Below are 13,563 nucleotides of genomic sequence, written 5' to 3' on the forward strand. Positions count from 1 at the left end.
ATGACCCTGGTTCACGGCACATGTGTGGCCATTGACGGGCGCGGCGTTCTGCTGCGCGGTCCTTCGGGCGGCGGAAAGTCGGATCTGGCGCTTCGCCTGATTGATGGCGGAGCCGTGCTGGTGGCCGACGACCAGACCCATCTGGAGCGCGAGGGCAATGCCCTGATCGCCCGCCCGCCCGCGACCATCGCCGGGTGGCTGGAAGTGCGCGGCCTGGGCCTGGTCCGCACACCTCATCTGGACCAGGCGCCGCTGGATCTGGTGATCGATCTGGTGACGCCATCCGAGGTGGAGCGGCTGCCGGAACCGAACGCCTTGGAATTGCTGGGATTGGCCATCCGGCATCTGCGCCTTTCCCCCTTCGAGGACTCGGCGGCCGCGAAGGTTCGCCTTGCGATGCGCGCTTCAACGCGAGATATAATGCCGCTGTGATGAGCGACATGCACTCCAGCCCGACAGACCAGCCCCCCGCATCGGCCCATGCCGAGGGCGGTAACGGCGTGGTCATCGTCACCGGCATGTCGGGCGCGGGCAAGACCATGGCCTTGAAGGCGCTGGAGGACATGGGCTGGGAGGCGGTGGACAATCTGCCCTTGTCGCTGGTGGCCAGCCTGGTCCGATCGGGCAGCGGCACGTCGCGGCCCCTGGCCTTAGGCGTGGACATCCGCACCCGCGATTTCGGGGTGGAGCCCGTTCTGGCCGCGCTGGACCGGCTGATGAGCGAAAGCGGCCTGGATGTGCGGCTGCTGTTCCTCGATTGCGAGGATGATGTTCTGTGTCGCCGCTTCACCGAAACGCGGCGGCGCCATCCCATGGCGGTGGACCGCCCTCTGTTGGACGGCATCCGTCACGAACGCGCCCTGGTCTCGCCGCTCAAGCGCCGGGCCGATGTGATGATCGACACCACCAACCAGCCGCCCGCCGAATTCAAGCGGCTGCTGGCCGGGCATTTTGGGCTGGAACGCGATGGCGGGCTGGGCGTGTTCGTCACATCCTTCGCCTATCGCAACGGATTGCCGCGCGAGGCCGATCTGGTCTTCGACGCCCGCTTCCTCGCCAATCCCCATTACGTGCCGGAATTGAAGCCCCTGACCGGGCGTGACCCGGCGGTGGCCGAATACGTGGCCGCCGATCCGGCCTTCGGCCCCTTCGTCGAATCACTGACCCGCTTGCTGGAGCCGCTGCTGCCGCGCTTCGCTGCCGAGGGAAAGAGCTATCTGACCGTTGCCATAGGCTGTACCGGTGGCCGCCACCGGTCCGTCGCCATCGCCGAATACCTTGCCGGGTGGATGAAACGCCGCGCGGGAAGGGTCGAGCTTCGCCATCGCGAACTCGACGAAGGGGGTTCTTGATGTCACTGTGCAAGACGCGCGGGATCGGAGCCGGTGGGGCCGGCCTCTTGCCCGTCCAAGGGGAATTGAGATGATCGGACTGGTACTCGTCACCCACGGCCGGCTCGCCGACGAACTCGTCGCCGCGCTCGAGCATGTGGTCGGGCCGCAACCCAATGTGGGCGCGGTATGCATCGGGCCCGACGACGACATGGAACGGCGCCGCAACGACATCTTGTCCAGCGTGGCGCGCTGTGATGACGGCGCGGGCGTGGTGGTGCTGACCGACATGTTCGGCGGGACGCCGTCCAATCTGGCCATCTCCATCATGGACAAGGCCAAGGTCGAAGTGATCGCTGGCGTCAATCTGCCCATGCTGATCAAGCTGGCCAGCGTGCGCCACTCCGAAGTCCTGGCCGATGCCGTGGCCAGCGCCCAGGAAGCCGGGCGCAAATATATCAACGTTGCCTCCAAGCTGCTGACCCAGGATCGCAAGTAATGCCGGACGTGATCGGAACCTCGGGCGAAACCGGCGCGGAACTGGTCCGCACCGCCCTCATTTCCAACCGGCGCGGCCTGCATGCCCGTGCCGCCGCCAAATTCGTCAAACTGGCCGCCACCTTCGACGCCCAGATCACCGTCAGCCATCGCGGCACCGAAGTCTCGGGCCTGTCCATCATGGGGCTGATGATGCTGGCTGCGGCGCCGGGCTGTTCCATCGAACTGAAGGTGACGGGAGCCCAGGCCACCGAGGCCATGGACGCCCTCTTCGACCTCGTCGACCGCAAGTTCGACGAAGACTGAAGCGGCGGTCATGACGACGCGCGGCGGCAGTAAGATTGTCGGACGGAGCAAGGCGGTACCTCACACCGGTCCAGAACTGGTGCGTGACGGCCTTGGCGTATCGCGCGGCATCGCCATCGGGACCGTCTATCTGCACGATGCCGGGACCATCACCGTTCCCGAACTGCGCATCCCCGCCGCCCGCCTCGACGCTGAATGCGCCCGCTTCAACGAAGCCGCCGCCAATGCCGGTCATCAGGTGGAGCAGTTGCAAGACAAAGCCGGGCGCCTGGGCGGCTCGGCGGGCGAGGAACTGGGTTATCTTCTCGACGCCTACCGCCAGATGCTGCACGGCTCGCGCCTGGTGCGCGGCGTGGAAGCCCGCATCCGCAATGACCGCATCAATGCCGAGGCCGCCGTCCAGCAGGAGATCAACGAAATCGTCCGAGGCTTCGAGGCCATGGACGATTCCTATCTTGCCGCCCGCGTGGCCGATATCAAGGATATCGGGCGGCGACTGCTGCGCGCCCTGACCAACACCGCCTATCGCCCCTTCACCGCCCTGCCCAAGAATGCGGTCATCGTCGCCGAGGAGATGACCCCGGCCGATACCGCCCTGCTCGACCCCGCCCTGGTGGCGGGACTGGCCACCGTGGTGGGCGGCAGTGAAGGTCACACCGCCATCATGGCGCGCTCGCTCGGTCTGCCTTCGGTGCTGGGCATGGCCGAACTGCTGGTGGGCGTAAAGGGCGGCGAGCAGATCATCGTCGACGGCACCAGCGGACTGGTGGTGATCAATCCCCGGCCCGAGACTCTGGCCTTCTATCGCAAGGAACGCGCCGCCTTCCTCAAGGCCCGGCGGATTCTGGGCCGCCTCAAGGACGTGCCCGCCGTGACGCGGGACGCCGCGCGCATCACACTTCAGGCCAATATGGAACTGCCGGGCGAAGTGGGCGCGGTGCTGGAATCGGGGGCCGAGGGCATCGGCCTGCTGCGCAGCGAATTCCTCTATATGAACCGCGACGACGTGCCGAGCGAGGACGAGCAGTATCTCATCCTCAAGGACGTGGTCGAGCGCATGGGAGGCCGTCCCGTCACGGTGCGCACCTTTGATGCCGGGGGCGACAAGCTGGCTCCGGCATTGGGATGCACCATCGGCCCCAATCCGTCCCTGGGCCTGCGCGCCATCCGCTTGGGCCTGGCCCGCCAGGATCTTCTAGAGGCGCAGCTGGCCGCCATACTGCGCGCCTCCGCCCATGGCCCGGTACGCATCCTGATCCCCATGATCGCCACGGTGGGCGAGTTGCGCGCCACCCGCGAGGTGATGAACCGGGTGATCCGCCGCCTGCGCAAATCCGGTGTGGCCCTGCCCGATCCCCTGCCCAAACTAGGCGCCATGATCGAGATCCCCGGCGCGGCGCTGTCGGCGGATTCCATCGCCTGGCACGCGGATTTCTTCGCCATCGGCACCAATGATCTGGTGCAGTACACCCTGGCCATCGACCGCTCCGACGAGGCGGTGGCCCATCTGTACAATCCGCTACACCCGGCGGTGCTGCGCCTGATCCAGTTCACCGCCCAGGCCGCCCACCGGGCCAATATTCCGGTCAGCGTCTGCGGCGAGATGGCGGGAGACCCCCGCTATGCTCCCTTGCTGCTGGGCCTCGGCCTGCGCGATCTGTCCATGACCACCTCCAATCTGCCGGTGGTGAAAAGCCGTATCCGCGCCCTCGAATTGGCCGCCGCCGAGGGGCTGGCCCGCACCATCATGGAACAGACGGATTCCGGCAGGATCGGGCAGTTGCTGGACGCTTTCCTGGCCCGTTAAGTCGATAAACGGGGCGAGCGCCGCGCTCTTTTTCGACAGAGGGCCCGCCAAAGCGAGTCCGGCCAAACGAATCCCATGCCCACATAAAGATATCTTTATATCCTGTTGCGTTTTGCGGCGAGGGCTGGTACACAGGCGGCAACTGGAACACTCCTGTCCGAGGAACCATCATGACCGCCTTCACCGATTACAAGGTTGCCGACATTTCCCTGGCCGCTTGGGGCCGCAAGGAACTGGACATCGCCGAGAGCGAGATGCCCGGCCTGATGGCCACCCGCGAGGAATTCGGCCCGACCCAGCCGCTGAAGGGCGCGCGCATCGCCGGTTCGCTCCACATGACCATTCAGACCGGCGTGCTGATCGAGACCCTGAAGGCTTTGGGCGCCGACATCCGCTGGGCGTCTTGCAACATCTTCTCGACCCAGGATCACGCCGCCGCCGCCATCGCCGCCGCTGGCATCCCGGTCTTCGCCATCAAGGGCGAGAACCTGGAAGAGTATTGGGACTACACCCACCGCATCTTCGAATGGGCTGACGGCGGCTGCCCCAACATGATCCTGGACGATGGCGGCGACGCCACTCTGCTGATCCATCTGGGCATGCGCGCCGAAAAGGACCTGTCGGTGCTGAACAACCCGACCTGCGAGGAAGAGGACGTCCTGTTCGCGTCCATCAAGAAGAAGCTGGCCACCGACAAGACCTTCTATACCCGCAACGGCACCGCCATTAAGGGCGTGACCGAGGAGACCACCACCGGCGTGCACCGTCTCTACGAGATGGAGAAGAAGGGCACCCTGCTGTGGCCCGCCATCAACGTCAACGACTCGGTGACCAAGTCCAAGTTCGACAACAAGTATGGCTGCCGCGAATCCCTGGTGGACGGCATCCGCCGCGCCACCGACGTGATGCTGGCCGGTAAGGTCGCCGTGGTCGCCGGTTTCGGCGATGTGGGCAAGGGCTCGGCCGAATCGCTGGCGTCCCAGGGCTGCCGCGTCATCGTCACCGAGATCGACCCCATCTGCGCCCTTCAGGCCTGCATGGAAGGCTATGAGGTCGCCACCATGGAAGAGGCCGCGCCCCGCGGCGACATCTTCGTCACCACCACCGGCAATGTGGACGTGATCACCGTCGATCACATGCGCGCCATGAAGGACCGCGCCATCGTCTGCAATATCGGCCACTTCGATTCGGAAATTCAGGTCGCTGGCCTCAAGAACTTCCAGTGGACCAACATCAAGCCGCAGGTGGACGAGATCAAGTTCCCGGGCGGCAACCGCATCCTGCTGCTGGCCGAGGGCCGCCTGGTCAATCTGGGCTGCGCCACCGGCCACCCCAGCTTCGTGATGAGCGCCTCCTTCACCAATCAGGTGATGGCCCAGATCGAGATCTTCACCAATCCCGGCAAGTACGAGAAGAAGGTCTACGTCCTGCCCAAGACCCTGGACGAGAAGGTCGCCAAGCTGCATCTCGCCAAGCTGGGCGCCACCCTGACCCAGTTGAACAAGAAGCAGTCCGATTATATCGGCGTCGCCGTCGAAGGCCCCTTCAAGCCCGAGACCTATCGGTACTAGACTGCTCGTCCGAGCTGATGGAACCCCCTTCCGGCGACGGGAGGGGGTTTTTTCTTGGGAGAGAGCCGACCATGTGCATCTGTGGCAAGACCGGACCCAACCGCCGCCGTCTGTTGACCGGCATGGCCGCCCTGGCCGCCTTCGGGGCCATGCGTCCGGCCGCGGCCATGACACCACCCAGCTCCTTGCACCGGGTGAGCGGCGCCGTGACGGTCAACGGCAAACCGGCCGGTGTGGGAACGCCCATCGCCAATGGCGACATGGTGACCGCAGGCGCCGAGGCCGAGGCGGTGTTCACCCTGGGCGACGACGGGTTCCTGCTGCGCGCCCAAGGCGCCGTCAGCATCACCGACCGCCAGGGGGAGCGTCAGGTGGATCTGGAAAGCGGCCGCCTGCTCTCGGTCTTCGGGCCTAAGGTCATCACCCTTCGCACGCCCCACGCCAATGTGGGCATCCGCGGCACCGCCGCCTATCTGGAGGCCCATTCGGCTTCGACCAATATCTGTGTGTGCTACGGCCATGCGGTAATGGTGCCCAAAGCCGCGCCCGACAGGGCCGAGGAGGTCCGGACCCGCCACCATGACGCGCCCCGCCAGTTCTTCCCCGCCGGTCACGATCCGGTGATGGAGCCCTATAAGGTGATCAACCACACCGACGAGGAACTGGTCATGCTGGAGGCTCTGCTGGGCCGGGTTCCGCCGTTCATGGCCAAGTAATTCACTTCCGGTTGACCAGCCAGATTCCCGCCGCCACCAGGGCCATGGCGCCGCTTAAGCCCCAGGTGATGCGCTCACCCAGCAGCACGGCCCCGAACATCATGCCGAACAGCGGGGTAAGGAAGGAGAAGGCCGACAGCCTTGTGGCGGGATAGCGCGAGATCAGCCAGAACCACGTCAGATAGGAGGCGAAGGCGACGATGACGATCTGCCCGGCCAGCGAAGCCCAAACCAGGGCGGAGGGCTGGCCGATGATGCCTTGCTCCCCCAGCAGCAGCGACGCCACCGGCAAGGCCACGGCCGAGACGCCCAGCTGATAGAACAGGGTCTTGGCGGGACGGATGGCGGCAAGGCGCGAGCTGCGCACCAGCACGGTGGTGCCGCCCCACAGCCCCGCCGCCGCCAGCAGCATGGCGTCGCCGATCATCTGGCGGTGATCGGGCAGGGACAGATTGTCGCCGAAGGCCAGCAGAATACCGCCAAAGGCACAGGCCAGCCCCAAACTCTGGACACGGCTCAGGCGTTCGGACGGCACCAGCCAGTGCACGCCTAAGGCCACCACGAAAGGGGCGGTGTAAAGAAAGACCACGGCCCGCGAGGCGGGCGTGTATTCCAGCCCCCAATAGATCAGGGCGAACTCGGCGCTGAACATGGCGCCCGCCGCCAGTCCCGCCTTCAGGGATCGATCGGCATCGAACAGCCGCACCCCCCGGAACCGGCACCAGATCATCAGCAAGAGTGTCGAGCCGCCCGACCGCAAGCCCGCCTGCAAGACCGGCGAGATTCCGGCATTGGCCAGCTTGGCCGCCACCTGATTGAGCCCCCACAGGGCGCACAAACCGACCATCAGAGTCATGGCCAGGGCATCGAGATGAGAGTGGCGTTGAGGAGGGGAGATCACGCCACCTCCAGATTGAAAGCCGCCGCCATCAGGGCGCGGGTGTAATCGGTCTTGGGGGCGCTGAACAGGTCTCCGGCGCGGCCCGCTTCCACCACACGGCCGTCCTTCATGACCATCAGGTCGTCGGCCAGGGCGCGCACCACCCGCAGATCATGGCTGATGAAGAGATAGGCCAGGCTGTGGCGCGCCTGAAGATCGCGCAGCAAATCGACGATCTGGGCCTGGACCGAGACGTCCAGCGCGCTGGTGGGCTCGTCCAGCACGATGAATTTGGGTTTGAGCACCAGAGCGCGGGCGATGGCGATGCGCTGGCGCTGGCCACCGGAGAATTCGTGGGGATAGCGATCCTGCGTCGCCGGGTCGAGCCCCACCTCGGCCAGGGCCTCGGCGATCAGGCGGTCGCGCTCTGGCCCCGGCATGGCGGGTTCGTGCACCTCGAGGCCCTCTCCGACGATCTGGCCCACCGACATGCGGGGACTGAGCGAGCCATAGGGGTCCTGGAAGACCATCTGCATCTGGCGGCGCAGCGGACGTAAGCTTCCGGCGCTCATGGACTGGATCGGTGTGCCGCCGAAACTGATCTCGCCCTCGGAGTCCAAAAGGCGCAGCAGGGCCAGGCCCAGGGTGGTCTTGCCCGAACCGCTTTCACCCACCACGCCGATGGTGTGGCCGCGCTTCAGTTCCAGACTGATCCCGTCCACCGCCTTGATATGGCCGATGGTCTTGCGCCAGATCCCAGCCTTCAAGGGGAACCAGACTTTGAGATCGCCGACCTTGATCACCACCGGCTCGCCTTCCGCAGGCCGATGGGGCTTGCCCTTGGGCTCGGCGGCCAGCAGGCGCTGGGTATAGGGATGAGACGGAGCGTCGAAGACCTGGGGCAGGGGCCCGCTTTCGACGATCTCGCCACCATTCATCACGCAAACCCGATCGGCCATCTTGCGCACGATGCCCAGATCATGGGTGATGAACAGCAAGGCCATGCCCAAACGCCTTTGCAGGTCCTTCAGCAGGGCCAGGATCTGCGCTTGGATGGTGACGTCCAGGGCCGTGGTGGGCTCGTCGGCGATCAGGATATCGGGCTCGCCACCCAAAGCCATGGCGATCATCACCCGTTGGCGCTGACCGCCCGACAATTCGTGGGGCAGCGCGCCCAGGCGCTTTTCCGGCTCGGGGATGCCCACCAGGGACAGCAATTCCAGCACGCGGGCCCGCAATTGGCTTCCCCGCAGGCCCAGATGCAGCTCCAGCACCTCGCCCACCTGTTTCTCGATGGAATGCAGCGGGTTGAGCGACGTCATGGGTTCTTGGAACACCATGGCGATGCGTCCGCCGCGCACCTTGCGCAAGGCCGGTTCGGGCGTCCCCACCAGTTCGCCCCCATCCAGGCGGATGGACCCCTTAGGGTGCGACGCGCGGGGATAGGGCAGCAATTGCAGGATGGACAGCGCCGTCACCGACTTGCCCGAGCCGCTTTCGCCCACCAGGGCCAGGGTCTCGCCCTTGTCCAGGGTGAAGGACACGCCCTTGACCGCCTGCACAGGGCCAAAGTTCACCGCCAGATCATCGACGACCAGCAGAGGAGTCTTCCCATCCATCATGTTGTTTTCCTGGGATCAAAGGCATCGCGCACCGCTTCACCGACAAAGACCAGCAGCGACAGCAAAGTCGCCACCACCACGAAGCCGGTCAGGCCCAGCCAGGGGGCCTGCAGGTTCTCCTTGCCCTGGCGCAGCAGATCGCCCAGCGAGGCCGAGCCGGGCGGCAGGCCAAGGCCGAGGAAGTCGAGAGCGGTCAGCGACACGATGGAGGAATTCAGGATGAACGGCATGAAGGTCACGGTGGCCACCATGGCGTTGGGCAGGATATGGCGGGCCATGATGCGCCTGTCGCTCATGCCGAGCGTGCGCGCCGCGCGTACATAGTCGAAATTACGGGCGCGCAGAAACTCGGCCCGGACCACGCCCACCAGATTGGTCCAGGAAAACAAGACAAGGACCAGCAACAGGGTCCAGAAGCCCGGCTTGATGATCGACGCGATGATGATCAGGATCAGCAATTCCGGCAACCCGCCCCAGATTTCCAGGAAGCGCTGGAAGACCAGATCCACCTTGCCGCCGAAATAACCCTGCACCGCGCCGGCGGCCACGCCGACCACTGTGGACACCAGGGTCAGGGCCAGCCCGAAGCAGATGGACAGCCGCAGGCCGTAGATCAGGCGGGCCAGCACATCGCGGCCCTGATCATCGGTGCCCAGCCAGTTCCGGGGCGAGGGCGGCGAGGGATGCTTCATCAACGGGTCGTAATTGATGGCGCGGTAGTCATAGGGAATGGGCGGCCAAAGCGCCCAGCCCTTCTCATTGATCTTTTCCACCAGATAGGCATCGCGGTAATCGGCATAGGTCTTGAAATCTCCCCCGAAGGTCACTTCCGGGTAGTCCTTGACCATGGGGAAGTATGTCGCGCCGTCATAGCGCACCATGATGGGCCGGTCGTTGGCCACCAGTTCGGCCACCAGGGTGATTGCGAACAGGATCAGGAACAGCCACAGGCTCCAGAACCCCCGCCGGTTGCGGCAAAAGGCATCGATACGGCGGCGGTCCAGGGGCGTCAGGCGCATGAACGGTGTCCTGGCAGTTGAACCACGAAGGCACGAAGGCGCGAAGGGGACTCGAAGATTATTCTTCTTCCCTTGTCTTCGTGCCTTCGCGCCTTCGTGGTGAATTCCACCGTCCGAACAGGCCGCCACGCGGGAGAGGGGCTGTGTCGCTGCATTCTCCTCATCCCCCCCTCCCCTCGAAATCGATGCGGGGATCGACCCAGTGATAGGTGAGGTCGCTGACCAGATTGAGCACCAGGCCCAGCAGCGAGAAGGCGTAAAGCGTGCCGAACATCACCGGATAGTCGCGGTTGCTCACCGCCTCGAAGCCCAACAGGCCGATACCGTCCAGCGAGAAGATGATCTCCACCAGCACCGAGCCGGTGAAGAGAATCCCCACCAGGGCGCGGGGAAAGCCCGCCACGATCAGCAGCATGGCATTCCTGAAGATGTGGCCGTAAAGGATGCGGCTCTCGCTCAAACCCTTGGCGCGCGCGGTGACCACATACTGCTTGTTGATCTCCTCCAGGAAGGAGTTCTTGGTCAGCATGGTGAGGCCCGCGAATCCTCCAACCACCAATGCTGTTACGGGCAGCGTCAGATGCCAGAAGTAATCCAGGGCGCGCGCCGCGAAGGAGGCGCCTTCCATACCGGGCGAGGTCAGGCCGCGCAGAGGGAACCACGCGAAATACTGGCCGCCAGCGAAGAGGACGATCAGGGCGATGGCGAACAAAAAGCCGGGCACGGCATAGCCGATGATCACCGCCCAGGACGACACCACGTCCAGGCGCGACCCGTCGCGCGTCGCCTTCATGATGCCAAGCGGAATGGAGACCAGATAGATGATCAGCGTGCTCCATAGCCCCAGTGAGATGGAGGTGGGCATCTTCTCGATGACGAGACCCACCACCGATGTGTCGCGGTAAAAGCTTTTGCCGAAATCGAAGCGGGCATACTGGGTCATCATCAACCAGAAGCGTTCATGGGCCGGGCGATCAAAGCCGAACTGCTTCTCGATTTCCTTGATGAAGTCGGGCGGCAGGCCTTGGGCCCCGCGATAGGCCCCCTGATTGCCCTGGCCGGGCGGCGGCTTGATCTGGGCGGTTTCTCCCGAGCCCGAGCCCGAGACGCGGGCGGCGGCATCCACCGCCGTTCCCTGCAGCCGGGAGATCATCAGTTCCACTGGCCCGCCAGGAGCGAACTGCACCACGGAGAAATTGATCACCATGATGCCGAACAGAGTCAGCGGGATCAGCAGCAGACGGCGCAGCGTGTAGGCGATCATGGTTTCATCCACCATGTCATGGGCTGCACCCCATTGGCGGGGGTGATTTCGGGCATGGCGAATTTGTCCCACCACACCAGCCGGTCAAGACCCAGATGCCATTGGGGGATGACATAGTGGTTCCACAGCAGCACCCGGTCCAAGGCCCTGGTCCGCGCCACCAGGGTTTCGCGGTCGGGGGCCGAGATCACCTGCTCCACCAGGGCGTCCACCGCCGGATTCTTGATCCCGGCCAGATTCTGTCCGCCCGGCTCATCGGCGGATTCAGAGCCCCAGAATCCCAGTTGTTCATTGCCCGGCGATTGGGACTGGCCCCAGACATGGACCACCATGTCGAAGTCGTAGTGATCGATGCGGTTCTTGTACTGGGCGGTATCGACGGTACGCACGCTGGCCTCGATGCCCAGCCGAGACAGATTGCGGGCGAAAGGCAGGGTGATGCGCTCCCAGGCGGGCTGAACCAGCAGGATCTCGAAGGAGAAAGGCTTGCCCGATCCATCCACCAGCTTGCCGTCCACCACCTGCCAACCCGCCTCTTCCAGCAATTTCATGGCGGCGCGCAGATTGGGACGGATATTGCCGTCGCCTTGCGTGGCGGGGGGCCTGAACTCGGTGGTGAAGACCTCGGGCGGAACCTTGTCGCGCAAGGGTTCCAGCACTTTGAGTTCCAGGGGCGACGGCAGACCGGTCGAGGCCAATTCCGAATTGGCGAAGTAGGACGCGGTACGCTTGTACTGGCTGTAGAACAGGGTCTTGTTGGTCCATTCGAAATCGAAGGCCAGCCCAAGGGCGCGCCGCACCCGCACATCGGCGAACAGCGATCGGCGCAGATTGAAGGCATAGCCCTGCATTCCCGCCGGGCGCTGATTGGCGAAGGCCTGCTTCCTGCCGCGCTTGTCCTTGAGCCCCGACCAGTCCTCATAGGCGGTGGCCCATTTCTTGGCCTCGTTCTCGAGCCGCCAGTCATATTCACCGGCCTTGAACGCCTCCAGGGCCACGGTGGTATCGCGGTAGGAATCATAACGGAGGCGGTCGAAATTGTGCTCGCCCCGGCGTACCGCCAGATCGGCGCCCCAGTAATCCTTGACCCGCTCATAGGTGATGCTGCGCTGGGTCTCGAAACCGGCCACCTTATAAGGACCGCTGCCCAGCGGCGGCTCCAAGGTGGTGGTGGCGAAATCGCGGCCCTGCCAGTAGTGCTTGGGAAGGATGGGCAGTTGCCCGATGATCAGCGGCAGTTCCCGGTTGTCACCCGGCTTGAAGGAAAAGCGCACCCGGCGCTCGGCCAGCCTCTCCACCTTGTCCACGGCGGCGTAATAGAAGCGGTAACGGGGATGGCCCTTCGCCTTCAGGATCTCGAAGGAGAACACAACATCATCGGCGGTGATGGGCTTGCCATCGTGCCAGCGGGCCTTGGGCCGCAGATTGAACACCACCCAGGAACGGTCGGCGGGAACCTCGACGCTTTCGGCGATCAGGCCATATTCCGAGAAGGCCTCGTCGGCCGAAGACACCATCAGCGTCTCGAAGGGCAGATCGGCGGCATTGGGCGCCTCGCCCTTGACGATGAAAGGGTTGAGCGAATCCCAGCCGCCGATCTCGGCCATCTTCATCTCGCCGCCCTTGGGGGCGTTGGGATTGACATAGTCGAAATGTTTGAAGCCCGGCCCGTATTTGGGCGTGCCATGCATGGCCAACCCATGGACCGGCGCCACAGTCTCGGCACGGACGGCGGGGCAAAGCAGCAGAGCAAGGGCGAAGAGGAGTGCGCGCATGACGGCGAGTTTGGGGCCAAGCGGCTTTCGGGGCAAGGGGGGCTCGACCTGAATCATTGGATCAGGACTGTGGGATAAGCGATTCCATCCGCTTGCAATCATGGATCGCCCAAGCTATAAGCTTCCCCTTCCTGAGCGGACAAGGCTGTTAGGGCTGCCTTGCCGTTCCTCGTCGCTGAACCATTCAGACTAAGGATAAGCGCAAATGCCCAAGATGAAGACCAAGAGCTCCGCCAAAAAGCGGTTCAAGCTCACCGGCACCGGCAAGGTGAAGGGCAACGTGGCGTTCAAGCGTCACTGCCTCTCGGCGAAGTCCCAGAAGATGAAGCGCCAGGCGCGCGGCACCTTCATGCTGTTCAAGACGGACAGCGACAACGTCAAGAAGTACTTCCTGCCGAACGGAGGCTGATAAATGGCTCGCGTCAAGCGGGGCGTCACCACGCACGCCCGTCATAAGAAGATTCTCAAGCTCGCCAAGGGTTATCGCGGCCGGTCCAGCACCTGCTTCCGCGTTGCGATCCAGAAGGTCGAGAAGGCCCTGCGGTATGCCTATCGCGACCGCCGCGCCAAGAAGCGCAATTTCCGCGCTCTGTGGATTCAGCGTATCAACGCCGGTTCGCGCGCCTACGGCCTGCCGTATTCGCGTTTCATGGACGGCTTGAAGAAGGCTGGCATCGCGCTCGACCGCAAGGTGCTGTCCGATATCGCCATCCGCGAGCCCGATGCGTTTAAGTCGCTGGTGGAAAAGGCTCAGGCCGCCCTCCAGTAGGCTTC

Annotated in this window: 14 protein-coding genes; 9 read left to right on the forward strand and 5 right to left on the reverse strand. The window is 64.4% G+C overall.

The window, feature by feature from the left end:
* The 7 genes from CCC_RS15625 (at position 1) to CCC_RS15655 (ending at position 6,229) form a co-directional block, all read left to right on the forward strand.
* Positions 1 to 432 (forward strand): HPr kinase/phosphorylase, encoded by a 432-nt coding sequence (locus CCC_RS15625; RefSeq protein ID WP_009869480.1) that lies wholly within the window; start codon positions 1 to 3, stop codon positions 430 to 432.
* Entirely contained in the window at positions 432 to 1,352 is a 921-nt protein-coding gene (rapZ, locus tag CCC_RS15630) for an RNase adapter RapZ (RefSeq protein WP_009869479.1), read from the forward strand. Before CCC_RS15625 ends, rapZ begins: the two co-directional genes overlap by 1 nt.
* A gap of 70 nt (positions 1,353 to 1,422) precedes the next feature.
* The gene (locus tag CCC_RS15635) at positions 1,423 to 1,830 is read left to right on the forward strand and encodes a PTS sugar transporter subunit IIA (RefSeq protein WP_009869478.1); all 408 of its coding nucleotides are present in this window, start codon (positions 1,423 to 1,425) and stop codon (positions 1,828 to 1,830) included.
* Complete coding sequence (locus tag CCC_RS15640; RefSeq protein ID WP_009869477.1) at positions 1,830 to 2,135, forward strand: HPr family phosphocarrier protein; 306 nt, start codon at positions 1,830 to 1,832, stop codon at positions 2,133 to 2,135. The genes CCC_RS15635 and CCC_RS15640 overlap by 1 nt, the downstream gene beginning before the upstream one ends.
* A gap of 10 nt (positions 2,136 to 2,145) precedes the next feature.
* Positions 2,146 to 3,942, forward strand: a complete 1,797-nt coding sequence (ptsP, locus tag CCC_RS15645) for a phosphoenolpyruvate--protein phosphotransferase (RefSeq protein WP_041042034.1) — start codon at positions 2,146 to 2,148, stop codon at positions 3,940 to 3,942.
* A gap of 170 nt (positions 3,943 to 4,112) precedes the next feature.
* Entirely contained in the window at positions 4,113 to 5,513 is a 1,401-nt protein-coding gene (gene ahcY, locus CCC_RS15650; RefSeq protein ID WP_009869475.1) for an adenosylhomocysteinase, read from the forward strand.
* A gap of 71 nt (positions 5,514 to 5,584) precedes the next feature.
* Entirely contained in the window at positions 5,585 to 6,229 is a 645-nt protein-coding gene (locus CCC_RS15655; RefSeq protein WP_009869474.1) for a hypothetical protein, read from the forward strand.
* A gap of 1 nt (position 6,230) precedes the next feature.
* On the opposite strand, the gene CCC_RS15660 is transcribed toward CCC_RS15655, so the two are convergent.
* The 5 genes from CCC_RS15660 to CCC_RS15680 all read right to left on the reverse strand — a co-directional run bounded on the left by CCC_RS15660 (position 6,231) and on the right by CCC_RS15680 (position 12,789).
* Entirely contained in the window at positions 6,231 to 7,130 is a 900-nt protein-coding gene (locus tag CCC_RS15660; protein WP_236686401.1) for a DMT family transporter, read from the reverse strand.
* The gene (locus tag CCC_RS15665) at positions 7,127 to 8,728 is read right to left on the reverse strand and encodes an ABC transporter ATP-binding protein (RefSeq protein ID WP_009869472.1); all 1,602 of its coding nucleotides are present in this window, start codon (positions 8,726 to 8,728) and stop codon (positions 7,127 to 7,129) included. The genes CCC_RS15660 and CCC_RS15665 overlap by 4 nt, the downstream gene beginning before the upstream one ends.
* Positions 8,728 to 9,750, reverse strand: coding sequence for an ABC transporter permease (locus tag CCC_RS15670; RefSeq protein ID WP_009869471.1), 1,023 nt, complete (start codon positions 9,748 to 9,750; stop codon positions 8,728 to 8,730). Before CCC_RS15670 ends, CCC_RS15665 begins: the two co-directional genes overlap by 1 nt.
* A gap of 160 nt (positions 9,751 to 9,910) precedes the next feature.
* Positions 9,911 to 11,014 carry a microcin C ABC transporter permease YejB gene (locus tag CCC_RS15675; protein WP_009869470.1) on the reverse strand — a complete coding sequence of 368 codons (1,104 nt, stop codon included), beginning with the start codon at positions 11,012 to 11,014 and terminating at the stop codon, positions 9,911 to 9,913.
* Complete coding sequence (locus CCC_RS15680) at positions 11,011 to 12,789, reverse strand: extracellular solute-binding protein (protein WP_041042484.1); 1,779 nt, start codon at positions 12,787 to 12,789, stop codon at positions 11,011 to 11,013. Before CCC_RS15680 ends, CCC_RS15675 begins: the two co-directional genes overlap by 4 nt.
* 205 nt (positions 12,790 to 12,994) lie before the next feature.
* Between CCC_RS15680 and rpmI the strand changes: the two genes are divergently transcribed.
* The gene (gene rpmI, locus CCC_RS15685) at positions 12,995 to 13,198 is read left to right on the forward strand and encodes a 50S ribosomal protein L35 (protein ID WP_009869561.1); all 204 of its coding nucleotides are present in this window, start codon (positions 12,995 to 12,997) and stop codon (positions 13,196 to 13,198) included.
* A gap of 3 nt (positions 13,199 to 13,201) precedes the next feature.
* On the forward strand, positions 13,202 to 13,558 hold the full coding sequence (gene rplT / locus CCC_RS15690; protein WP_009869562.1) for a 50S ribosomal protein L20: 357 nt from the start codon (positions 13,202 to 13,204) through the stop codon (positions 13,556 to 13,558).
* Positions 13,559 to 13,563: the final 5 nt, after the last annotated feature.

It is taken from the genome of Paramagnetospirillum magnetotacticum MS-1, assembly GCF_000829825.1.
GTDB classification, from domain to species: domain Bacteria; phylum Pseudomonadota; class Alphaproteobacteria; order Rhodospirillales; family Magnetospirillaceae; genus Phaeospirillum; species Phaeospirillum magnetotacticum.

Coding starts and splice junctions, on each gene's coding strand:
- CCC_RS15625 (WP_009869480.1), top strand. CDS start 1: ATGACCCTGGTTCACGGCACATGTGTGGCCATTGACGGGCGCGGCGTT.
- rapZ (WP_009869479.1), top strand. CDS start 432: ATGAGCGACATGCACTCCAGCCCGACAGACCAGCCCCCCGCATCGGCC.
- CCC_RS15635 (WP_009869478.1), top strand. CDS start 1,423: ATGATCGGACTGGTACTCGTCACCCACGGCCGGCTCGCCGACGAACTC.
- CCC_RS15640 (WP_009869477.1), top strand. CDS start 1,830: ATGCCGGACGTGATCGGAACCTCGGGCGAAACCGGCGCGGAACTGGTC.
- ptsP (WP_041042034.1), top strand. CDS start 2,146: ATGACGACGCGCGGCGGCAGTAAGATTGTCGGACGGAGCAAGGCGGTA.
- ahcY (WP_009869475.1), top strand. CDS start 4,113: ATGACCGCCTTCACCGATTACAAGGTTGCCGACATTTCCCTGGCCGCT.
- CCC_RS15655 (WP_009869474.1), top strand. CDS start 5,585: ATGTGCATCTGTGGCAAGACCGGACCCAACCGCCGCCGTCTGTTGACC.
- CCC_RS15665 (WP_009869472.1), bottom strand. CDS start 8,728: ATGGATGGGAAGACTCCTCTGCTGGTCGTCGATGATCTGGCGGTGAAC.
- CCC_RS15670 (WP_009869471.1), bottom strand. CDS start 9,750: ATGCGCCTGACGCCCCTGGACCGCCGCCGTATCGATGCCTTTTGCCGC.
- CCC_RS15675 (WP_009869470.1), bottom strand. CDS start 11,014: ATGATCGCCTACACGCTGCGCCGTCTGCTGCTGATCCCGCTGACTCTG.
- CCC_RS15680 (WP_041042484.1), bottom strand. CDS start 12,789: ATGCGCGCACTCCTCTTCGCCCTTGCTCTGCTGCTTTGCCCCGCCGTC.
- rpmI (WP_009869561.1), top strand. CDS start 12,995: ATGCCCAAGATGAAGACCAAGAGCTCCGCCAAAAAGCGGTTCAAGCTC.
- rplT (WP_009869562.1), top strand. CDS start 13,202: ATGGCTCGCGTCAAGCGGGGCGTCACCACGCACGCCCGTCATAAGAAG.